The 22,152-nt window shown below is 63.7% G+C and carries 18 protein-coding genes and 1 pseudogene; 6 read left to right on the top strand and 13 right to left on the bottom strand.

Annotated elements, in window-relative coordinates:
* The first annotated feature begins 68 nt into the window (after window positions 1-68).
* Window positions 69-635: a 1,6-anhydro-N-acetylmuramyl-L-alanine amidase AmpD gene (gene ampD, locus FW789_RS14430; RefSeq protein ID WP_103436073.1), complete on the top strand. Its 567-nt coding sequence runs from the start codon at window positions 69-71 to the stop codon at window positions 633-635.
* Entirely contained in the window at window positions 632-1,462 is an 831-nt protein-coding gene (ampE, locus tag FW789_RS14425; RefSeq protein WP_207072758.1) for a regulatory signaling modulator protein AmpE, read from the top strand. Before ampD ends, ampE begins: the two co-directional genes overlap by 4 nt.
* A gap of 8 nt (window positions 1,463-1,470) precedes the next feature.
* On the opposite strand, the gene FW789_RS14420 is transcribed toward ampE, so the two are convergent.
* Complete coding sequence (locus FW789_RS14420; protein ID WP_186701460.1) at window positions 1,471-2,247, bottom strand: TatD family hydrolase; 777 nt, start codon at window positions 2,245-2,247, stop codon at window positions 1,471-1,473.
* A gap of 2 nt (window positions 2,248-2,249) precedes the next feature.
* Window positions 2,250-3,245 (bottom strand): catabolite repressor/activator, encoded by a 996-nt coding sequence (gene cra / locus FW789_RS14415; protein ID WP_446431649.1) that lies wholly within the window; start codon window positions 3,243-3,245, stop codon window positions 2,250-2,252.
* Between the two features lie 282 nt (window positions 3,246-3,527).
* On the opposite strand from cra, the gene ptsP reads away from it, so the two are divergent.
* From ptsP to FW789_RS14400, 3 genes are read left to right on the top strand one after another with little or no spacing between them, the layout of a single operon-like run.
* Window positions 3,528-6,380 carry a phosphoenolpyruvate--protein phosphotransferase gene (gene ptsP / locus FW789_RS14410; protein WP_446431648.1) on the top strand — a complete coding sequence of 951 codons (2,853 nt, stop codon included), beginning with the start codon at window positions 3,528-3,530 and terminating at the stop codon, window positions 6,378-6,380.
* The gene (gene pfkB / locus FW789_RS14405) at window positions 6,380-7,327 is read left to right on the top strand and encodes a 1-phosphofructokinase (protein WP_446431647.1); all 948 of its coding nucleotides are present in this window, start codon (window positions 6,380-6,382) and stop codon (window positions 7,325-7,327) included. Before ptsP ends, pfkB begins: the two co-directional genes overlap by 1 nt.
* Complete coding sequence (locus FW789_RS14400; protein WP_101316600.1) at window positions 7,324-9,060, top strand: PTS fructose-like transporter subunit IIB; 1,737 nt, start codon at window positions 7,324-7,326, stop codon at window positions 9,058-9,060. The genes pfkB and FW789_RS14400 overlap by 4 nt, the downstream gene beginning before the upstream one ends.
* Window positions 9,061-9,094: 34 nt before the next feature.
* Here FW789_RS14400 and FW789_RS14395 read toward each other — a convergent pair whose 3' ends face one another.
* A complete protein-coding gene (locus FW789_RS14395; protein WP_101316602.1) occupies window positions 9,095-9,316 on the bottom strand; it encodes a DUF3820 family protein in 222 nt (73 codons plus the stop codon).
* 199 nt (window positions 9,317-9,515) lie between these two features.
* On the opposite strand from FW789_RS14395, the gene FW789_RS14390 reads away from it, so the two are divergent.
* Window positions 9,516-9,992 (top strand): ferritin-like domain-containing protein, encoded by a 477-nt coding sequence (locus tag FW789_RS14390; protein ID WP_103436080.1) that lies wholly within the window; start codon window positions 9,516-9,518, stop codon window positions 9,990-9,992.
* On the opposite strand, the gene FW789_RS14385 is transcribed toward FW789_RS14390, so the two are convergent.
* The 10 genes and pseudogenes from FW789_RS14385 to FW789_RS14340 form a co-directional block, all read right to left on the bottom strand.
* On the bottom strand, window positions 9,989-11,485 hold the full coding sequence (locus FW789_RS14385; RefSeq protein WP_103438697.1) for a sensor domain-containing diguanylate cyclase: 1,497 nt from the start codon (window positions 11,483-11,485) through the stop codon (window positions 9,989-9,991). The genes FW789_RS14390 and FW789_RS14385 overlap by 4 nt on opposite strands.
* A gap of 203 nt (window positions 11,486-11,688) precedes the next feature.
* Window positions 11,689-13,010: pseudogene (locus tag FW789_RS14380) on the bottom strand (OprD family porin).
* Between the two features lie 205 nt (window positions 13,011-13,215).
* The gene (locus FW789_RS14375) at window positions 13,216-13,440 is read right to left on the bottom strand and encodes a hypothetical protein (protein ID WP_103436081.1); all 225 of its coding nucleotides are present in this window, start codon (window positions 13,438-13,440) and stop codon (window positions 13,216-13,218) included.
* A 130-nt stretch (window positions 13,441-13,570) separates the two neighbouring features.
* Window positions 13,571-14,983 (bottom strand): heavy metal sensor histidine kinase, encoded by a 1,413-nt coding sequence (locus FW789_RS14370; protein ID WP_446431646.1) that lies wholly within the window; start codon window positions 14,981-14,983, stop codon window positions 13,571-13,573.
* Entirely contained in the window at window positions 14,958-15,632 is a 675-nt protein-coding gene (locus FW789_RS14365; RefSeq protein WP_103436083.1) for a heavy metal response regulator transcription factor, read from the bottom strand. The genes FW789_RS14370 and FW789_RS14365 overlap by 26 nt, the downstream gene beginning before the upstream one ends.
* 9 nt (window positions 15,633-15,641) lie before the next feature.
* A complete protein-coding gene (locus tag FW789_RS14360; RefSeq protein WP_411563775.1) occupies window positions 15,642-18,734 on the bottom strand; it encodes a multidrug efflux RND transporter permease subunit in 3,093 nt (1,030 codons plus the stop codon).
* Window positions 18,731-19,894 carry an efflux RND transporter periplasmic adaptor subunit gene (locus FW789_RS14355; protein ID WP_446431645.1) on the bottom strand — a complete coding sequence of 388 codons (1,164 nt, stop codon included), beginning with the start codon at window positions 19,892-19,894 and terminating at the stop codon, window positions 18,731-18,733. The genes FW789_RS14360 and FW789_RS14355 overlap by 4 nt, the downstream gene beginning before the upstream one ends.
* 160 nt (window positions 19,895-20,054) lie before the next feature.
* The gene (locus tag FW789_RS14350; protein WP_446431644.1) at window positions 20,055-20,789 is read right to left on the bottom strand and encodes a YkgJ family cysteine cluster protein; all 735 of its coding nucleotides are present in this window, start codon (window positions 20,787-20,789) and stop codon (window positions 20,055-20,057) included.
* Window positions 20,786-21,097 carry a hypothetical protein gene (locus FW789_RS14345; RefSeq protein WP_101316620.1) on the bottom strand — a complete coding sequence of 104 codons (312 nt, stop codon included), beginning with the start codon at window positions 21,095-21,097 and terminating at the stop codon, window positions 20,786-20,788. Before FW789_RS14345 ends, FW789_RS14350 begins: the two co-directional genes overlap by 4 nt.
* A gap of 104 nt (window positions 21,098-21,201) precedes the next feature.
* A complete protein-coding gene (locus FW789_RS14340; RefSeq protein ID WP_101316622.1) occupies window positions 21,202-22,101 on the bottom strand; it encodes a chemotaxis protein in 900 nt (299 codons plus the stop codon).
* Between the last annotated feature and the right edge of the window lie 51 nt (window positions 22,102-22,152).

The raw sequence follows: 22,152 nt of genomic DNA, 5'->3' as shown, positions 1-22,152 counted from the left end.
CGAATCACCCTGCCGGACCACTAGGGCATACTGAACGCCCCTGGTTGATGATATTCAGGATCTGCCCGATGCAACTGGACCCTGCGACCGGCTGGTTTGCCGGCGTCACTCACTGCCCTTCGCCAAACTTCAACGAGCGCCCTGCGGGCGAGGCAATCTCGTTGCTGGTGATCCACAACATCAGCTTGCCGCCGGCGTGCTTCGGCACCGGCAAGGTGCAGCAGTTCTTCCAAAATCAGCTCGACCCGGCCGAGCATCCTTACTTTCAAGACATTTGCCATCTGACCGTTTCCGCTCACCTGTTCGTCGAGCGTGACGGTGGCGTTACCCAGTTCGTCTCGTTGCTTGACCGTGCCTGGCATGCTGGCGTGTCGCGCTTCGATGGGCGGGAAGGCTGCAATGACTTTTCCATCGGCATCGAACTGGAAGGCACCGACGAAATGCCTTACAGCGATGCTCAGTACGCGACCCTGGCGCGCCTTACGCAACAGATATGTGCGGCCTGGCCAGCGATCGATGTGCAGCGCATTCGCGGGCATGACGAGATCGCCCCGGGGCGCAAGACCGACCCCGGCGCCGCATTTGACTGGCCGCGTTATCGCGCCGACTTGCTGAACAATGAGGTACAACCATGAGTTTTCTGGTGTTGGTGCTGGTGCTGTGGGTGGAGAAGTTTTCGGCTCTGCGTCAGCGGTTGCAACGTGATGGCTTTTTTCTAGGCGAGCTGGCCCGGCTTGAGCGCCGTGGCAACGTACAGCCCTGGTGGCAACTGGCGGTTCTGGTCTTGGCGCCGGTCGCGCTGCTTGTTTTGCTGCTGCATGTGCTCGAGCCGGTGGCGTACGGACTGCTGGCACTGCCGGTGCACTTGCTGGTGTTGATCTACAGCCTTGGTCGCGGTGATGCCAAGGCGGCGTTGGGGCCATTGCGTGATGCCTGGCACAGGGGGGATGAGCAGGCGGCGCTGCATGTCGCTGAGCGTGACCTGGGCATGCAGGCCGATGATGCGCCGAGTTTGCTGGTGAAGGTGCAGGGGTATCTGTTGTGGCACGCCTACCAGAGTTTCTTTGCGGTGATCTTCTGGTACTTCCTGCTCGGGCCTGGCGCGGCATTGGCCTATCGGCTGCTGGTGCTGTGCAGCGAGTACAGCGGGCAGCCCGCGCTTAAAGCCAGGGCCGAGCAGTTGCGGCATATCATGGATTGGCTGCCAGTGCGGGTGCTGACCCTGAGCTTTGCCTTGGTCGGCAACTTTGTCGCGGTGATGCGGGTAATGCTGCACGAGTTGCTCAATTGGCGTATCAGCGCTGCGCTGCTGGTAACCCGGGTTGGGCGCGCCGCTGATGACATCCCCGAACAGGAAGACAGCCAGTTGGGTCTGGCCCGTCTGGACAGCTTGTGGGAGTTGCTGTTGCGCTCGGCAGTGCTGTGGTATGCGGCCTTTGCTCTGTGGACGGTGTTGCTGTAGAGGAGGCGCTACCAGCCAAACAGCTCGCAGGCTGTGCGGCTGGACGCGGCCGCCAGCTGCTCCGGCGCGACGCCCATCAACTCGGCCAGCACCTGAGCGATCTGCGGTAAGTGCTCGGGGCTGTTACGCAGGCCTGGGTACATTGCCGGCGCCATGTCCGGCGCGTCGGTCTCCAGTACCACGCTTTCCAGCGGTAAGCGTGCCACGGTCTTGCGCAGGCGTAGCGCTTGCGGCCAGGTCGCCGCGCCGCCCAAGCCCAGCTTGAAGCCGAGCTTGATGTATTCGCGGGCCTCTTCGAAGCTGCCGGCAAAGGCGTGGATGATGCCAGCCCGTTGCAAGCGATAACGCTTGAGCGTGGCGATCACCTGGGCATGGCTGCGGCGTACGTGCAGAAGCGCCGGTAGGTCGAAGTCGCAGGCGATCTGCAATTGCGCTTCAAACAAAGCCTGTTGTTCGGCAGGGTCGAGCTCCGGCAGGTAGTAGTCCAGGCCGATCTCGCCCACCGCACATAGGCGCGGGTCGCCGCGCAGGCGCTCGAACCAGTTGCGCAGTTCCAGCAGATGTTCAAGCCGATGCTGGGCCAGAAACACCGGATGCAGACCGAGCGCGGCATACACGCGCGAGTCGCTACAGGCCAGTTGCCAGACCCGCTGCAGGTTATCTGCCGTCACCCCCAGTACCACCACCCGTTCCACGCCGCTCGCTGCGGCATTACCCAAAACATGCTCGCGGTCGGCGTCGAACTCTGGGAAGTCCAGATGGCTGTGGGTATCGATCAGGCGCATGGTCAGGTCGGCTGAATACGTTGCTTGAAGGTTCGCGGTACCGCGTGCACACCCGGTTGGTAGCGCTTCTGTTCGATGGCTGCAAGGGCCAGCTCCAGCGCGGTGGCGGCGATCAGCCCGTGCTGCTGGGCCATGGCATTGACTGGCAGCGGCAGGAAATCGAGCAATTGGTTGTCACCGAAGGTGCCCAACTGCAGCTGGCGTGATTCGGCCGGGCGGGCCTGGAGGGCGTCGAACACCCCTTGCAGCAGTACATAGGAGGTGGTCACCAGCGCATCCGGCAAGCCGCCATGCTCGGCAATCAATTGCTCCATCAAGCGCTGGCCGCACTCGCGGCTGAACGCTTCGCCCTCGTAGCGGCGGATCTCCCCGGCAAACTGCTGCAGAGCTTGATCGAAGCCGCCGGCACGGGCCTGGCTGACCGACAGTTCTGGGCGTGCACCGATCAGGGCAATGCTGCCCGGGGCGGTTGCCAGCAGGCTGCGGGCGAGTTGCTGGCTGGCATCGCGATCATCGCTGATGACCGAGCAGAAGTGCGTAGGGTCAAGGCCACGGTCGATGGCAATTACCGGCAGGCCTTTATCTTGCAGGGCGTGGTAGCTGTCATCTTCGCTGGGCAGGCAACTGGCGACGAACAATGCATCGCAGCGCCGGGCCCGGAACAGCTGCTGCAGTTGCCGCTCGATGTCCGGCTGGTCGTCGCTGCTGGCGATCAGCAGTTGGTAGCCACGTGCGCGGGCCGCCTGTTCGAGTTGCTTGGCAATGCGTGCATAGCTGGGGTTCTCCAGATCCGGGAGAATGAAGCCCAACGTGCGCGTGTGCCGGCTGCGCAGGCCCGCCGCCTGAGGGTTTGGCGTAAAGCCATGGGCGTCGACAACCGCCTGCACACGCTCGACGGTGGCGCTGCTGATGCGCTGCTGTTCGGCCTTGCCGTTGATGACATAGCTGGCAGTGGTGACTGACACACCTGCCAGACGGGCGATATCACTGAGTTTCACCGAATTTTCCTTGTTATTTCCGGGACTGGCTGTGGCACCTGATTGGGTAGTTTGACCCAGCCTCAAGCCTGCGCGCCGGCGACCATTGTGGCAATTGTCCGACGGGATGGGGCTTTTTCGTCGCAAGATTATCGAGTAACGTGGCCGCCTGGTCAGATTAAACGTTTCAGCCGACAATTATCAGCGGGCACTGCCGCCTGCGTCGGCTGTTGAGCTGGTTGTTTTGCTGAATTTCACAACAATACCTCAGTACCCGCTGCGGGACTGCAAAAGGAGAAGGTCATGCTCGAGCTCGCCAAAGAGCAGATAGCCATGGGTCAGTCTGCCGCCGACAAAGGCCAGGCTCTGCGCCTGCTGGCTGACTGCCTGGTTGCCGATGGGCTGGTTGCCGAGGGCTACCTGCAAGGCTTGCAGGACCGCGAGGAGCAAGGCTCGACCTTCCTCGGTCAGGGCATTGCCATTCCCCACGGCACGCCGCAGACGCGTGATCAGGTGTTTGCCACCGGCGTGCGCTTGATGCAGTTCCCCGAGGGCGTGGACTGGGGTGATGGGCAGATGGTCTACCTGGCGATTGCCATCGCCGCCCGCTCCGACGAACACCTGCGCCTGCTGCAACTGCTGACCCGCGCCCTCGGCGAAACCGACTTGGCCCAGGCACTGCGCCGGGCCAGTTCGGCCGAGGCGCTGCTCAAACTATTGCAGGGCGCACCGCAGGCGCTGGCGCTGGATGCGCAGTTGGTCAGCCTGAACCTGCCGGCTGACGACTTCGAAGAGCTGGCCTGGCGCGGCGCTCGTTTGCTGCAACGCGCCGGCTGCGTCGAAAGCGGCTTTGCCGCCATGCTGCAGCAGGCCGAGCCGCTGCCGCTGGGCGAAGGCCTGTGGTGGCTGCACAGCGAGCGGCAGGTACGCCAGCCGGGGCTGGCTTTTATCACCCCGCAGCAGCCGCTGCGTTATCGCGATCAGCCGCTCAATGGTCTGTTCTGCCTGGCCAGCCTAGGTGCTGCCCATCAGGCGTTGCTCGAGCGCCTGTGCGAAGTGCTGATTGAAGGCCGTGGGCAGATGCTCTATCAGGCCACCAGCAGCCGCACCGTGCTTGAAGTGCTCGGCGGTGAAGTTCCGGCCGACTGGCCCAGTGCACGGATTGTGCTGGCCAATGCCCACGGCCTGCATGCACGCCCGGCCAAGGTGCTGGCGCAACTGGCCAAAGGCTTCGAGGGTGAAATCCGTATTCGTCTGCTCGACGACAACCAGCCGGCGGTATCGGTGAAGAGCCTGAGCAAGCTGCTCGGCCTCGGCGCCCGCCGTGGTCAGACGCTGGAATTGATTGCCGAGCCAAACATTGCCAACGATGCCCTGCCGGTGTTGCTGGCGGCCATCGCCGACGGCCTGGGTGAAACGGTTGAAGCACTGCCCGAAGCCAGCGCCGAAGAGGTCGTAGTGGTTGCCGAACCGCTCTCGGCTCCTGTGCCTGGCAGCCTGATTCAAGGCGTGCCTGCCGCCCCGGGCATTGCCTGCGGGCCGGCGCATATCTGCGTCGAGCGTGACATCGACTATCCGCTGCGCGGTGTCTCGCCAAGCCAGGAGCGAGAGCAATTGCGCGCTGCGCTGGAAACCGTCAATGCAGAGTTGCAGGCACTGGTGCAGCGCAGCGACAAGGCCATCGGCGAGATCTTCATCACCCATCAGGAAATGCTCGCCGACCCGGCCCTGATGGACGAAATCGAGCAACGCCTGGGCCAGGGCGAAAGCGCTGCCGCCGCCTGGATGAGCGTTATCGAGGCCGCCGCGCGCCAGCAGGAAGCCCTGCACGACGCACTGCTCGCCGAGCGCGCCGCCGATCTGCGTGACATTGGTCGGCGCGTGCTGGCGCAACTGTGCGGCGTCATCGATACCCCTGAGCCTGCAGAGCCGTATGTGCTGGTGATGACCGAAGTCGGCCCGTCCGACGTCGCCCGGCTCGATCCGCAGCGGGTCGCCGGCATCGTCACCGCCCAAGGTGGCGCTACTGCCCATAGCGCCATCGTTGCGCGTGCGTTGGGCATCCCGGCGGTAGTCGGCGCAGGCGCGGCGATGCTGTTGCTGGCCCCCGGCACGCCGCTGCTGCTCGACGGCCAGCGCGGCCGGGTCAGCGTGGCGCCGGCCGCCGATGAGCTGCAACGCGCGTTGACCGAACGCGACCAGCGTGAACAGCGCCTGCAGCAAGCCTGGGCCAGCCGCCATCAACCCGCCGTCACCCGCGACGGCCATGCCATCGAAGTTTTTGCCAACATCGGCGGCAGCCAAGGCATCGACAAAGTGGTCGAGCAGGGCGCCGAAGGGGTTGGCCTGCTGCGCACCGAGCTGATCTTCATGGCCCACCCGCAGGCGCCCGACGTGGCAACCCAGGAAGCAGAATACCGGCGCGTACTCGATGGCCTCGACGGGCGGCCGCTGGTAGTGCGCACGCTGGATGTCGGCGGCGACAAACCGCTGCCGTACTGGCCGATCGCAAGCGAAGACAACCCGTTCCTTGGCGTACGCGGTGTGCGCCTGACCTTGCAGCGCCCGCAGATCATGCGCGACCAGTTGCGCGCATTGTTGCAGGCCGCCGACGGCCGCCCCCTGCGGATCATGTTCCCGATGGTCGGGCAGATCCACGAGTGGCGCGAAGCCAAGGCCATGGTCGAGCAATTGCGCGAGGAGATCCCGGTCGCCGACCTGCAACTGGGGATCATGGTCGAGGTGCCTTCCGCGGCCTTGCTGGCGCCACAGCTGGCGCGCGAGGTGGACTTCTTCAGCATCGGCACCAACGACCTGACCCAGTACACCCTGGCCATCGACCGCGGCCACCCGAGCCTGTCGGCCCAGGCCGATGGCCTGCACCCGGCAGTGCTGCGCCTGATCGACATGACCGTGCGCGCCGCCCATGCCGAAGGCAAGTGGGTGGGGGTCTGTGGCGAGCTGGCCGCCGACCCGCAAGCGGTGGCCATATTGCTTGGGCTTGAGGTCGACGAGCTCAGCGTGGCCTCGCGCAGCGTCGCCGAAGTCAAGGCGCTGGTGCGCCAGCGTGATTACCAGACGGCCCGTGCGCTTGCGCTCGAGGCCCTGCAACAAGACAGCGCCGCCGCCGTGCGCGCGTTGGTGGAGCACTACTGATGGCCAAGATCCTCACCCTGACCCTGAACCCGGCGCTGGATATCACCGTCAGCCTCGACAGCTTGCGCGCAGGCCAGGTCAACCGCAGCCAGGCGCAGCACACCCACGCCGCCGGCAAGGGCCTGAATGTCGCCCAGGTGCTGGCCGACCTTGGCCACAGCGTGACCGTCGGCGGGTTTCTTGGCCGCGACAACCTGCAGCCGTTCGAAGCGCTGATCGAGTGGCGCGGCTTTGCCGACTGCTTTGTCCGCGTGGCCGGCGAGACGCGCAGCAACATCAAGCTGGTCGAGGCCAACGGCTGCGTGACCGATATCAACGGCCAGGGCCCGGAGGTCGATGCCGCTTCACGCAGCGCGCTGATGCGCAAGCTGTTGCAGATTGCGCCAGGCCATGACGCGGTGGTGGTCGCCGGCAGTCTGCCGCGCGGCATCGACCCGCAGTGGTTTGCCGAGCTGCTCGGGCAGCTCAAGGCGCAAGGCTTGAAGATTGCTCTGGACAGCAGCGGCGAGGCCTTGCGCGCCGGCCTTCAGGCAGCGCCCTGGCTGGTCAAACCGAACACCGATGAGCTTGCTGAGGTACTCGGCCACAGCGTCACCGGCCGGGCCGAACAGCAGCAGGCTGCCAGCCAACTACTGGCAAGCGGCATCGAGCACGTAGTGGTGTCGCAAGGCGAGCACGGCGTCAGCTGGTACCGCGCAGGTGGCGTGCTGCATGCACAACCGCCGCAGGTGCGCGTGGCGAGCACGGTCGGTGCCGGCGACTCGCTGGTGGCCGGCATGGTCCATGGCTTGTTGCAGGGCGAGGCACCAGCACAGACGCTGCGCCGCGCCACCGCCATCGCCGCCCAGGCGGTGACGCAGGTCGGCTTTGGTATCCGCGACAGCGCGCAGCTGGAGCAACTGCAAGCAGGCGTACACATCACAGAACAACAAGAGGCTTGCCGATGAACATTGCCATTGTCACCGCCTGCCCCAACGGCCAGGTCTCCAGCGTACTCAGCGCGCGCCTGCTGGCGGCTGCAGCGCAGCGCCGCGGCTGGAGCACCAGCGTCGAGGTGCAGGATGCCGAGCACCCCGAGCGTAATTTGAGCGCCACGCAGATCGCCGAGGCCGACTGGGTGCTGGTGATCAGTACCGGCGCGGTCGATCTGTCGCGCTTCGTTGGCAAACGCCTGTACCAGAGCACACCGGCTCAGGCGTTGGCCGATCGCGAGAGTTTTCTCGATGAGGCAGCTGCCCAGGCGCAGGTCCACAGCGCCAGCGCCGTGGTCGATGCACCGGCCGCGCTGGGGCCGCCGAAGATAGTCGCGGTCACGGCCTGTCCAACCGGCGTTGCCCACACTTTCATGGCTGCCGAAGCCTTGCAGCAGGCGGCGCAGCAACTGGGCTACCAGCTCACGGTGGAAACTCAGGGGTCGGTCGGTGCGCGCAATCCGCTGTCGGCGCAGGCCATTGCCGAGGCCGATGTGGTGCTGCTGGCGGCCGACATCGAAGTGCCCACTGCGCGCTTTGCCGGCAAGCGGGTATATCGTTGCGGCACCGGCATTGCCCTCAAGCAAGCCAAGGCCACCCTCGACAAGGCCCTGCTCGAAGCCAAGCAGGAAAGCGCTGCCGATGCCGCCGCAGGGGCCACGGCCAGCAGCGAAAAAAGCGGCGTGTACAAGCACCTGCTGACCGGTGTGTCGTTTATGCTGCCCATGGTGGTAGCTGGCGGTTTGCTGATCGCCTTGTCCTTCGTGTTCGGCATCAATGCCCACGAAGTGCCCGGCACCCTGCCGGCGGCGTTAATGCAGATCGGCGCTGAGGCAGCCTTCAAACTGATGGTGCCGCTGCTGGCCGGTTACATCGCCTGGTCGATTGCCGACCGCCCTGGCCTTGCGCCGGGGATGATCGGCGGGATGCTGGCGACCATTCTTGGTGCGGGCTTTATCGGCGGTATCGTTGCCGGTTTTCTGGCCGGCTACAGCGCCAAGGCGATCAGCCGCTGGGTGCGCTTGCCGAGCAGTCTCGAGGCGCTCAAGCCGATCCTGATCATCCCGCTGCTGGCCAGCCTGTTCACTGGCCTGGTGATGATCTATGTGGTGGGCCAACCGGTCGCCTCGATGCTTGCGGGCCTGACCCAGTTCCTCGACAACATGGGCACCACCAATGCCATTCTGCTCGGGCTGCTGCTGGGCGGGATGATGTGTGTGGACCTTGGCGGGCCGATCAACAAGGCGGCCTATGCGTTTTCGGTCGGCCTGCTGTCGAACCAGAGCTTTGCACCGATGGCCGCGACCATGGCTGCCGGCATGGTGCCGCCGATCGGCCTGGGAATCGCCAGCCTGATCGCCCGCAGCAAGTTCGCCCAGAGTGAGCGCGAGGCAGGCAAGGCAGCCTTGGCATTAGGCCTGTGCTTTATCTCCGAAGGGGCGATCCCGTTTGCTGCCAAGGACCCGTTGCGGGTGATTCCAGCGAGTGTTATCGGCGGCGCGCTGACCGGGGCGCTGTCGATGTACTTTGGCTGCAAGCTGATGGCGCCGCATGGCGGCCTGTTCGTATTGTTGATCCCCAATGCGATCAACCATGCGCTGTTGTACTTGCTGGCGATTGCCGCCGGCAGCCTGGTCACGGCGCTGATCTATGCCGTGCTCAAGCGTAAAGAGCAGGTCGAGCTGGCGATAGCGCCGGTCAAGGCCTGAGACCTGAGCGCCAGGCCCCTTCGGGTGAAGGGGCCTAGCGTTTGTGCTTGTGTCGCAATGGCACCAGCAGTTCACCCAGCCCGTTGTGATCAATCTCATGCATCAAAGCCAGCAGCGCCCCTAGCTCACCTGGCGGAAAGCCCTTGCGCGCAAACCAGCCAAGGTAATCGCCAGGCAGATCGGCCAACAGCCGGCCCTGGTATTTGCCGAATGGCATGCTGCGGGTCACCAGCAGTTGCAGGTATTCAGGTTTCATCGCCAGCCGCCTCCGGATAAAGCGCCGACGATACTGCAATCTGCACGAGGGCCCAAGCGGTGATCATGCAGAACGCCGTTTACAAGGTTTTCGCATTAATCCGTAACATAATGATTTATAAGTATTTTTTCTTGCTCTACAAATTGGCACGAAGCCTGCTCTGTATATAACCACTTCCCACTGCCAAGGAGTTTGAGCAATGAGCAATCCAAACAAAGATGTAATCGACGTCCTCAACGACCTGATCGAATACAGCAAGGATGGCGAGAAAGGCTTCAAGACCTCTGCCGAGGACGTGAAGAATCCTGAGCTGAAAGCGTTCTTCGTCAAGCGCGCTGCTGGCTGCGCTACTTCGGCTGCCGAGCTGCAGAGCGAAGTGCGTCGTCTGGGCGGCGATCCGGAAACCACTACCAGCGTCAGTGCTGATCTGCACCGCGGTTGGGTCAACCTGAAGTCGCTGCTGACCGGCAAGGACGATGAAGCGATCCTCAATGAAGTCGAGCGCGGTGAAGACCACGCCCTCAAGGCTTACAAAGAGGCCCGCGAGAAGCTGGTCAAACTCGGCCGTACTGCTACCGATAGCAGCTACAACCTGGTCGAAACTCAGCTGCAAGGCGTACAGCGCAATCACGATGAAGTGAAGGTCCTGCGCGACGCAGCACGCGCCCGCTCTTAATCGAGCGGTCCCTCTACCCGGTTACGGCCTTTGGCCTTGGCCCGGTAGAGGGCCTCGTCCGCGGTGCTCAGCAGACTGGCCAAGTCTTGCTGGGTACCGGGGATGTACAGGCCGATGCCGATGCTCACCGTCACCGAGTGGGTATCTGCGCCAAACGGCGCCAAGCCCTCCACCCCCTGCTTGATCCGCTGCGCCAGCAGCAGTGCGCCAGCCTGTTCGGTTTCCGGCAGCACGATCTGAAATTCCTCGCCGCCATAGCGCGCTGCCAAGTCTGAAGGCCTGCGAATACAGCCTTCTATGGTTTTCGCGACCTCCCGCAATGCATGGTCACCACCGGCATGCCCGTGGCGTTGATTGAACGCCTTGAAATGATCGATATCGACCATCAGGATCGCCAACGGCCTGCGGTTGCGCTGTGCCCGCGCCCATTCCAGACGCAGCACCTGATCCAGCCGCCGACGGTTGGCAAGGCCGGTCAAGCTGTCGGTTGCCGCCAGTTTTTCCAGGCCTAGTTCGAGCTCCTGACGACGGCGCAGCTCGCGTCCGAGCAGCACCGTCAGCCACAGGATGGCGATGCACAGTACGCCCGTGGCGATGCTCACCACGGCGGCGGTACGGCGCCATGACTGGAATACTTCATCGCTCGAGTGCGCTACCACCACAACGAGTGGCTGGTCGGTAACCTGGGCGAAGGTGTACAGGCGCTCGACCCCGGAAGCACTGGACTTGGCAGTAAAACTGCCACTGCGTTGGCTGAGGATGCGCTGGAAGTTGGGCCGGCTGCTGAAGTTGCTGCCGATCAGCGTACTGGGTGCCGCACTGGGATGGCGCGCCAGCAACTGACCGTCGGTGTTGAACAGGCTGATGCTGCTGTCGACACCGATATCCAGGCGCTGGAACAGCTCGCTGACGTAACCCAGGCGCAGTGCGCCGGCAGCAATACCTGCGAACTCACCATTCAGCCCGTTGATACGCCGGCTGAAACTGATGCACCAGTCCAGGTCGCCAAGCCTGGCCTTGAACGGTGGGCCGATCAACATGCCCAGGCTGGGGTCGGCCTGATGGGCCTTGAATACCTTTGTGTCGGCGAAGTTGGCCTTGCGCGGGACAGCGCTGGTTGAGTCGCCAATCACGTTCCCCTGCGCATCGATCCACAGCACGTCACCGCGCCGGCGGTCGATGAAGGCTTCGTTGAACAGCAGCCGCTGGCGCAGCTCTCTCGGCACGCCAGTCAATTCCTTGCGCCCGACTGCCCAGATCAGCCCTTGCAGGGACTGGTCGTAAAGCTCGATGTTGCGTAACACATCGCTCTCGATCAGCTGGACGATGTTGCTCGACGAGCGGATTGCCGACTGCTCGACACTGTCGCGTTCGCGGGCGAGCAAGAACACCACTATGGCCAAAATCGCGAGCACAGCCAGGCAGCTGCCTAGATTGAGCAACAGTTCGGGGTGCGACTTGAGCGGGGCATTCCCCGGTGATCGATTGGGCAACATGAGGCTCGCAACTGCGTAAGTCCCTCGTGTCCTTGAGGGGAGGGCCAGGGCGGGGCGGCGGTAGTGTAGGGAAGCGGTGATTGTCGGACAAGAAGTTATCTGGCCATCCGACGAGTGCGTGCAGCGCTGGCGGGGCTGATACGGGGCGCTCGGCAGCGGCAAAGCCGCATTGCAGTGTGCCCCGTGCTTGCAGGCCGCGATCAGAACAGGTTGAGCGGATAATCCACGATCAGGCGGATTTCATCGTTGTCCTGCTCGGCAGCGTAGGCCTGGTTGGCGCGGTGGCTGGCATAACGCAGCAGTACCGACAGGTCTTTGAAGTCGCCCTGCTGGAATACGTACTTGATATCCAGGTCACGTTCCCAATGGGTGGCGTGCTTGCCGTCAGCATTGTAGTAGTCGTAGTAGGCGTTGTTTTGCGCTGCCTTGGTCAGGTCAGCTTCACCCCGTGAGTACGACAGCTCAGTGCTCAGGCCATCGACGCCGAGGCCGGCAAAATCTAACCGTAGGCCAGCTTCCACGAGCGCTCGTTCGGTGCGTTGAAGTCCGAGTACATCCGCGAGTTGTCGAGGAACACGCTGTCACCCAGATTGATGTAGTCGAACGGCGTGTTGCCGTTAACCCGCTGATAGGCGGCAGTAACGCTGTGATGACCGGCGTTGACCGTGAAGTGCAGGCTGAACGTGTTGTTGTCGATGTCGCCCAGCAGCGCCTGGCCGGTGTCCTGGGTGTGATAGAAGTGCAAACCCGGGTTGAGGCTGACAAGGTCGTTGACTGCATAGGTGTAGTCAAAGTCGAAGTAGTACTGGTTCCAGATGTCCTTCAGCTCGGCTGCATAGAGGTTGCTGGTAATCGCTTCGCTGCCGCTCCAGGAGGCGCCAGCCCAGCTCAGGTGCTGACTGTCGCGGTTGTCCTGCAAGGCGCCGTAGTAAGTGTCGATGCGGCGGTGGCCGCTCTGATTGTACGGCTTGGTGAAGCTGACCTGGCCGCCTTCGAGGAGCAGGCCGTCGATGCTGTTGTTGCTCAGGCTGACGCCGCGAAAGGTCTGCGGCAGCATGCGTGTTTCGCCGCCGGCGATGACCGGGTTGCTGAGGAACAAGTCACCGGCCTTGAACTCGGTGTCGAACGCCTTGAGCTTGAGCGCGGCACCGGCAGTGGAGAAGGCGTGTGGCGCAGCGCCCAGCTCGCCATTGGCCTTGGTGTGTTCAGGCAGGATGCTGGTGCCGGCATGGCCGCCACCGCCATCGAGCTTGAGCCCGAGCATGGCGTGCGCATCCACGCCGAAGCCGACCGTGCCCGGGGTGTAGCCGGACTCGAAGCGGGCGACGAAACCCTGGCCCCATTCACGGTTGTCACGCACGCCGCTATTGAGGTTGTTGCGGTTGAAATAGGCGTTGCGCAGATGCAGGTTGAACGAGGAACCTGCAACAAAACCTTCAGCGGCTTCGTCGGCGTGGGCAACGCTTGGCATCGTTGCGGCGAATGCAATGAACAGCGGGGTGAAACGGAAAGCGGAAGACACCGGTTAGAGCTCCTTTGGTCTGACGGTGGGGCAATTTTTATTGTCGAAAAACGCAGTGACTGCCGTGAGTCGAGGTATCTGCGTGGTGCAAATTTTGGACATAAAAAAAGCCGCTGATCAGCAGCGGCTTGAAGAGGCTAACATATCGGCGCGCAGGGCGCCCATGTGCAGGCCTTGGGAAGAGGGGCAGTTGCAGGCAGCTCGATCAGCTGTCGCTGGCAGCATCCTGGTCAGTCTTGGCAGCTGTCTGCTGCGCATCTTTGCTGGCCTCAGCCGATTGCGCGGCATAGCCTTCGCGGGCTTCTTGATGGGCCGCGGCAAGGGCTGCGTTACGGGCGACGAAGGCCGGCGATTCTTCCGCCATGGCCAGCGGTGACAACAACAGGGAAGAGACAACGAACAGGCTCGCGATACCCATACTGTTGGACATTTGAAACAACCTTCTTGCGCTGCAAGTGTGAGTGAGGACAGGCGCCAAATTAGTCCTGTTCAGCCCGCAGAAACAGCATCCGCTTGGAGATGCACTGTTGCGGAAAAAGTAATTATAACTGGCGAAACCATTAGCTATCAGCGGCAAACCCGCCGGCTTGAGCGCTCGGCAGGCGTATGCCGAAGGTGTTGCTGCCGTGGTTGCTGCGCACAAATACTTCACCGCCGTGCATCAGCGCGATTGCCTTGACGATCGCCAGGCCCAGGCCATGATTGCCAGCGCCGTTGTTGCTGCGCGCGGCATCGACCCGGTAGAAACGCTCGAACAACAGTTGCAGGTGCTCGTCGGCGATGGCCGGGCCGGGGTTGCTTACAGCAATGCTGACCTGCTCAGGCTGCGCATCGATGCGCACGGTGATCACCTGATGGGCCTGGGTGTGCTGCACGGCGTTGTGCAACAGGTTGATCAACGCTCGGCGCAACTGCGCGGTTTCGATCGGCGCGATGGCATCGCCGCTGACCCTGACCTGCACCTGGGCGTCTTCGAGGATGTAATCCAGGTAGTCGAGGGTGGTGGCTACTTCAGCGGCCAGCGACGCCTGGGTCAGCGCGGTGGCCTTGCTGCCCTGATCGGCGCTGGCCAGGAACAGCATGTCGTTGATGATGCTGCGCAGCCGTTCCAGCTCTTCAAGGTTCGATTGCAGTACGTCAAGGTAGTGCTCGGCGCTGCGTCCGCGGGTCAGTGCCACCTGGGTCTGGCCGATCAGGTTGGTCAGCGGCGAGCGCAGTTCGTGGGCGACATCGGCGTTGAACGCCTCGAGTCGCGAGTAGGCGAGGGTGACCCGCTCCAGGGTGGCGTTGAAGGCGCCGGCAAACTGCGCCAGCTCAGGGGCCAGTTGCTCGGTCGGCAGCCGCCCGTCCAGGCGCGGCACGGCCAGCGCCTGGGCTTTACTGGACAGCGCTGACAGCGGCCGTAAACCGATGCGTGCCACCCAGTAGCCCAGCAGAGCGGCCAGCAGCACGCCCAGCGCGGCCAGGCTGACGATGGCCACCAGCAAGCTGTGCTGCGCCTGCCAGAAGGTTTCGGTGTCGATGCCGATCATGAAGCGCAGCGCCGGCCGCTGTGCCAAGGGCGGCAGCTCACTGACCAACATCTTGTACGGGTAGGGGCTGCCGTTCAGACGCAGGTCGCGCATGCCCTCGGCGCCTTCGGCGAAGGCGCGGATCTGTTCGCTGGGTTTGCCGTACTCGAACTGCGGATCGCTACTGACCGCCCAGAAGCGGATGCGCCGATCTTCTTCACTGAGCAAATTGAGCTTGTTGCTGATCTTGAGCCAATGCTCGTGGGTGCCGAAGCGCTTCAAGGTCGACTCGAGCACGCTGTAACGAGCGTCCAGTTCGGCCGCGGGCAGCAGGTCGAGGCTGCGGTCGACCTGGCGATACAGCGCAGCGCCGATCAGCAGGAACACCGCCAGCGCCACCAGCATGAACAACCCGGCCAGGCCCAGCGCGATGGAATTAACCGGCACGGTTTTCCAGGACATAACCCATGCCTCTGATGGTATGCAGCAGCTTGTTGGCGAACGGCCCGTCGAGTTTGGCCCGCAGGCGCTTGATCGCCACCTCGACGACATTCGCGTCGCTGTCGAAGTTGATGTCCCAGACCAGCTCGGCAATGGCGGTCTTGGAGAGGATTTCGCCCTGGCGTCGGGCCAGCACGCTGAGCAGCGAAAACTCCTTGGCGGTCAACTCCAAACGCTGGCCAGCGCGGCTGGCCTTGCGGCTGATCAGGTCGATGGAGAGGTCAGCGACTTGCACCTGCAGCGGCTCATGATTGCTGCTGCGACGGGTCAGCGCCTGCAGTCGGGCGACCAGTTCGAGAAACGAAAACGGTTTGCCGAGGTAATCGTCAGCGCCCTCGCGCAGGCCATGGATACGGTCTTCGACACGCTCGCGGGCAGTCAGCATGATCACCGGCGTCTGCTTGCGTGCGCGCAGGCCACGCAGCACGCCGTAGCCATCCAGGCCGGGGAGCATGACGTCGAGCACGATCACGTCATAGTCGCTGTGCAGGGCCAGGTGCAGGCCGTCGGTGCCATCGCGGGCGACGTCAACGGTGAAGCCTTGCTCGCTCAGGCCCCGATGCAGGTAGTCGGCGGTTTTTTCTTCGTCTTCGACGATCAGTACTCGCATGGTCTGCTCTCAGCTGATACGTGGCGCGGCGGCGTCGGTGCGGTGGCGGCGATGGAACAGGCGCTCCAGCGCCAGGTAGATCACCGGCGTGGTAAACAGGGTCAGCGCCTGGCTGACCAGCAAACCGCCGACCACGGCGATGCCCAGCGGCTGGCGCAGTTCGGCGCCGGTGCCAAAGCCGAACATCAATGGCACCGCGCCCAGCAGCGCGGCCAGGGTGGTCATGATGATCGGCCGAAAGCGCGTCAGGCACGCCTGGTGAATGGCCTGCTCCGGGCTCATGCCATGTTTGCGCTGAGCCTCCAGGGCAAAGTCGATCAGCAGGATACCGTTCTTCTTGACGATGCCAATCAGCAGCACCACGCCGATCAGGCCCATGATGCTGAAGTCCTGCCCCATCGCCCAGAGCAGAATCAGCGCACCGAGGCCGGCTGAGGGCAGGGTCGAAATGATCGTCAACGGGTGGACGAAGCTCTCGTAGAGCACGCCGAGGATGATGTACACCGCCACCAGCGCAGCGAGGATCAGCCACGGCTGGCTCGACAACGAACTCTGAAAGGCCTGCGCCGCGCCCTGGAAGTTGCCGCTGATCGAATCGGGCATGCCCAGCTCGCGCTGGGTCTGCTCGAGGATGCGCACGGCATCGCCAAGGGCCACTCCCGGCGCCAGGTTGAATGACAGGTTGGCGGCCGGGAACAGACCGTCATGGGCGATCGACAGCGGCCCTGTACTCGGCGCAGCGACATGCGCCACCGCTGCCAGTGGCACCATTTCGCCGGTCAGCGGCGAGCGCAGATAGAAGTAGTTGAGGCTTTCGGCCTTGCCACGCTGGCGCGCGTCCAGTTCGAGGATCACCTTGTACTGGTTGGTCTCGGTCTGGAATTCGCTGATCTGCCGCTGGCCGAAGGCGTCGTACAGTGCCTGGTCGATATCGGTGGTGGTCAGGCCGAAGCGTGCCGCCGCCTGACGGTCGATGTCGATGCGGGTGACGCTGGCGCCCAGCTGCAGGTCATTGGACAGGTCACGCAGGGCCGGCACCTCGCGCAGGCGCTCGGTCAGGCGTTGGGTCCAGAGGTTCAGGGCAACGCCGTCGTTGCTCTTGAGCACGTATTGATACTGCGTGCGCGACGGCCCGGAGCTGAGGTTGATGTCCTGGCCGGCGCGCATGTACAGCACCACCCCAGGCACCTTGGCCAGTTGCGGGCGCAGCCGGTCGATCAGTTCGCTGGCGGTGACGTCGCGCTCGCCGCGGGGTTTCAGGGCAATCCAGAAACGGCCGTTGGCGATCGTCTGGTTGTTGCCGGTCACGCCCACTGCGTGGGAGAACGCGCGCACGGCCGGGTCAGCCTCGATGATCTTCGCCAACGCCTCGTGCTTGGCGACCATCGCCGGGTACGACACATCTGCCGCCGCTTCGCTGGTGCCAAGGATGAAACCGGTGTCTTGCAGCGGGAAGAAGCCCTTAGGGATGGCCACGTAACCGACTACCGCCAGCGCCAGGGTCAGGCCGAACACGCCGAGGGTAAGCCGCTGGTGGGCGAGGGCGCGATTCAGGCTCTTTTCGTACCAGCGCAGCAAGCGCTCACCGAAACCGCCCTGCTGCTCGGCACTCGGCCTGCGCATGAACAGGGCGCTGAGCGTGGGTGCCAGGGTCAGCGAGACCAGCACCGAAATCAGGATGGTCGCGGTGGCGGTCAGGGCAAATTCCTTGAACAGCCGGCCGACCACACCGCCCATGAACAGCAGCGGGATAAACGCGGCAATCAACGAGAAGCTGATCGAAATCACCGTGAAGCCGATCTCGCCAGCGCCTTTGATCGCCGCTGTACGGCTGTCATCACCGGCTTCAAGGTGACGGTGGATGTTCTCGACCACGACGATGGCGTCGTCGACCACAAAGCCGACCGAAATCACGATCGCGACCAGGGTCAGGTTGTTCAGGCTGAAGCCCATCACGTACATCAGTGCGCAACTGGCAATCAGGGACACGCCAAGCACGCTGGACACCACCAGGGTCGCCGACCACTGGCGCAGGAACAACGCCATCACTCCGATCACCAGCACCACCGCAATCAGCAAGGTCAGCTCGACCTCGTGCAACGAGGCGCGGATGGTCTGGGTGCGGTCCTGCAGTACCGACACTTCGACCGAGGCCGGCAGCATTTCCTGCAAGCGCGGCAGCGCCGCCAGCACGCGGTCGACGGTGTCGACGATATTCGCCCCCGGCTGGCGGAACACCACCAGGTTCAACCCCAACTGATCGCCGGCCCAGGATTTGACGTAAGCGTTCTCGGCGCCCTCGATGACCTTGGCGACATCGCTCAGGTAGACCGGTGCGCCAGCGCGATAGGACACGATCAGCCGGGCGTAATCCTCGGGATGAAACAGCTGATCGTTGGCGCTGATGGTCGACACGCTGTGCTCACCGTACAGAGCGCCTTTGGCCAGATTGAGGCTGGTCTGCTGGATGGCCAGGCGGATGTCGGCCAGGGTCAGGCCGATGGCGGCGAGTTTTTCTGGCTGCGCCTGAACCCGGATGGCCGGGCGCAGCTGGCCGGAAATATTGATCAGGCCGACCCCGTCGACCTGGCTCAGCTGGCGCGCGAGCAAGGTCTCGACGTAGTCGCTCAGTTCGTTGCCGGGCATTTGCGCCGAGCTGACGGTAAGCACCAGCACCGGACTGTCGGCCGGGTTGACCTTGCGCCAGGTCGGCGGGTTGGGCAGGTCCTGCGGCAGTTTCGAGGTGGCCGTGTTGATCGCCGCCTGGACTTCCTGGGCGGCGGTGTCGATGTTCTTGTCGAGGCTGAACTGCAGGATCAGGTTGGTCGAACCCAGTGCGCTGCTGCTGGTCATCTGGGCCAGGCCGGGGATGGCGCTGAACTGCACCTCCAGAGGCGTGGCTACCGATGAAGCCATGGTTTCAGGGCTGGCCCCGGGCAGTTGGGTGGTGACCTGAATGGTCGGAAAATCCGCCTCCGGCAGTGGCGCCACTGGCAATCTGGGGAAGGCAATCGCGCCGAGCAGGATCAGCGCGAAGGTCAGCAGCAGGGTTGCCACCGGGTGATCGATGCACCAGGCCGAGAGGCCGTTACGGCTGTTCATGGCTGTAGCCTGCGCTCGGCCAGCTCAGTACTGGCGGGTAGATCGCCGAGCACTTCGACGCGCGCGCCAGGTTTGAGCCGCGACTGGCCATCGACTACCAACTGGTCGCCGGCGGCTACCCCGCTGATGATGGTCAGGTCGCTGTCTTGAAACAGCACCTTGACCGGCACGCTGGTGACCTTGTCGCCATCCAGGCGATAGACGTAGTGGCCATCGATGCCGCGTTGCACCACCGGCGGTGGCACCACCAGCGCGCCGAGATCAAGCCCTGTGCGCAGTTTGACCGTGACCAGTTGGCCGGGCCAGAGCAGGCCGTCCTTGTTATCGAACTCGGCCTTGATGCGCAGGGTGCCGGTGTTGGCTGATATCTGGTTGTCGATCAAGGCCAGGCGGCCTTCACCGAGCAGCGTGCGCTGATGGTCGGCATCCATGAACGCTAGCACCAGTGCCGGCTCGGGTGCCTTGAGCAACTGCTGCAGGGTGGGCAGCAGTTGCTGCGGCAGGGCGAACTCGACTGCAATCGGATCGATCTGGGTCACGCTGAACAGGCTCTGGGTATCGCTGCTGCGCACCAGATTGCCGGGGTCGACATTGCGGATACCGACCCGCCCGGTCACCGGCGAGCGGATCTGCGTGTACGACAGCTGCACCTGCGCGTTGACGATGGCCGCCTGATTGCCTTTGGCGGTTGCCTGCAGCTGCTTGACCAGCGCTTGTTGCTGGTCAAAGGTCTGCTTTGATACGCCGTCATCGCTGCTGAGCAAGCGATAGCGTTTGAGATCGACCGCAGCTACCTGCAGCTGCGCCTGGCTCTGCTCGAGCAAGGCGCGGGCCTGATCGAGGCTGGCGCGAATGGCCCGGTCGTCAATGACCGCGAGCAGATCGCCCTGCTTGACCCACTGGCCTTCCTTGACCAGCACCTGAGTGAGGATGCCGTCGACCTGCGGGCGGATCTGCACGCTGTGCAGCGACAGCACGCTGCCGATCGCCGTGGCGAAGCGCGGCACGTCCTGCTGCGCCACCTTGATCACCCGCACCGGCACTGCGCTGGGCGCGTGATTCTGCGGTGCTGCCTGGCGCTGGCTGAACCACCAGGCAAGCGCGAGCAGGACGATCAGCGCAACACACAGCACAATCACAGAGCGGGACGGACGTCGCATCGGGTCGGGCACCGTAGCCGAAGGGAAGGGAGAAACGCTTTGGTCTACTCACAGCTTATAGCCCGGCAACCGGGTCGCCAGGGTGACAGCCAGCTGTCAGCGCTGACAGTTTGCCCTGCAAAGCGGCGCGCTCAATGCCTGCGCCGCACTGCAGTGTCGTTCAGAAACCGATGAAGGCGTAGTACTGCGGCGTCTCGGCGGTCGTGCGCAGGCCATGTTCGAGCAGCTCGGCGCTCAGCGCCGGGTCGACCACATGCACGCTCCAGGCAGCACGCTCAGCGCTGGCGACCTGCTCCAACGCTGTGCTGAATGCGCCCATGTCCGGCAGGTACGCAGTGAAGCCGTTGCCTTTCAGGGCACTGGTGTTCATCCCCAGCGCTTCGCAGATGGCCACCTTGCTGGCGATGTCGTCGCGGTCGGCCTGGCGTGACGCGGCGATCAGTGCGACCAGCTGCGGATCGGCCAGCATCTGCCCATGGATCAACTCAGGGCCTTGTTGCCATGCCTCGGGCGGGCAGTCCTTGTTCTCCGGCCGCAGCGGCAGATGCGGATTGATCTCGGCGGGATAGATCCGGCACACCAGCGGCCGTGTTTCATAGATGCGGCACAGGTCGTGTTCATCGAGGTTGCGGCAGCGGCCAGGGTTGAACGCGGCAAAGGTCACCGACACGCGCAGCTCGGCTGCGCCGCAACTGACCGGATATGAACGCCCTAGCACATGTTCGCGCTGGTCCACCGGCATGCCTGGGCCATCGCTGACGAAGCCTTCGATCAACACCACTACCTGCCCCTCTGCGGCCGCCCATTGGCGGGCCTCGGCGAGGGTCAGTGGCACATGGTGGCCAGTGCAGCATTTGCCACAGCCGGTGCAGGCAAAACGAATGGGTGGATTCACTTGGCGCTGGGGTTCCACTCGCTGACGTAGGCCTGCTTGTGCGCACGGTCATACAGGCACAGCTCGGTGCCGGTGCGCTTTTTCATGTGCTTTTGCGGGTAGATGCCTTCGATCAGCAGGGCGCTGTAGCCGACCCGATCATCGAACTCGGTGGGTTTGCCGCGGGCGTGGGCGTCTTTCAGTTGGCTGGCGGCCAGGCAGTCCTTGAGCATCTGCTGGCGATATTCGTTCCAGGCTTCACTGCTGGAAGCCTGGGCGACACCGCTGCTCAGGGCGCAGACAGCGAGGAGGTAGCGCAAACACTTCATACAGGGTACCGGTAACAATTGCCCAGGGAGCGCCGATTATGCCTGACTCGTCACCCGCTGGGCATGCAGCTGGCGCTGTGCGCCGGGCAAATGGCAACCAGGTGTTACCGTTCGGCGAACACCACCGTGCGCGCTGCGGTCACCAGGCACTCGGTGAGGTCGGGCGAGGAGAACTTGGTGAGAATCGCATTGGCGCCAGCGTTTTTCGCCTTCTCGCTGCTCATGGCGCTGTCCAGCGAGGTGTGCAGGAGGATGTACAGGTGCTGGAAGTCGGGCGTCTCGCGCAGGGTACGGGTGAAGGCATAGCCGTCCATCTCGGACATCTCGATATCCGAGACGATGATGTTGATCTCGCGTTCGGTGCCTTGCAGCTCGAGCAGGACGTTGATCGCATCCTTGGCACTGCGCGCGGTGTGGCACTCGATACCGAGGCCGCGCAGGGTATGCACCGACTGCTGCAGGGCAACCTGGCTGTCATCGACCACCAGGATGTTGGCGGCCGCGAGCAGGCTGGCGTCTTCCTCGCCGAGTTCGCCCGGCAGTGGCTCGGCTGGCGCCGGGGCGATGGCGTGGATGACCTTTTCGATATCCAGTACCTGCACCAGGGTGTTGTCGACCCGGGTCACGCCGGTGATGAACGAGCGGTTGCCCGAGCCGAATGGCGGCGGTTTGATGTCGGTGCTCAGGCAATGCACGATGCGGCTTACGGCCTGTACATGCAGGCCTTGGCGCGAGCGGCTGATCTCGGTGACGATCAGGCAGCCGCCATCGGGGTCGGCCAGCGGCCGTTCGCCGATGGCCAGCGACAGGTCGATCACCGACAGCGAGTTGCCGCGCAGAGTGGCCACGCCTTTGACGTGCGGGTGCGACTCGGGCAGCTTGGTCAGCTGTGGACAGGTGATGATTTCGCTGACCTTGAGCAGGTTGATCGCCATCAGCTTGCCGCTGCGCAGGGTGAACAGCAGCAGCGACAACGAGTCCGCGCGGGCATTTTGGGTGGCCATGGGCAACCTTCGGCTAAGTCAGAAGAGGGAGGATGCCGGGTTATCGGCCTG

It is taken from the genome of Pseudomonas sp. 1121_17 (assembly GCF_052850745.1).
Note: the sequence above shows the minus strand (reverse complement) of the source record. Positions and strands in the feature narration are given on the sequence as shown.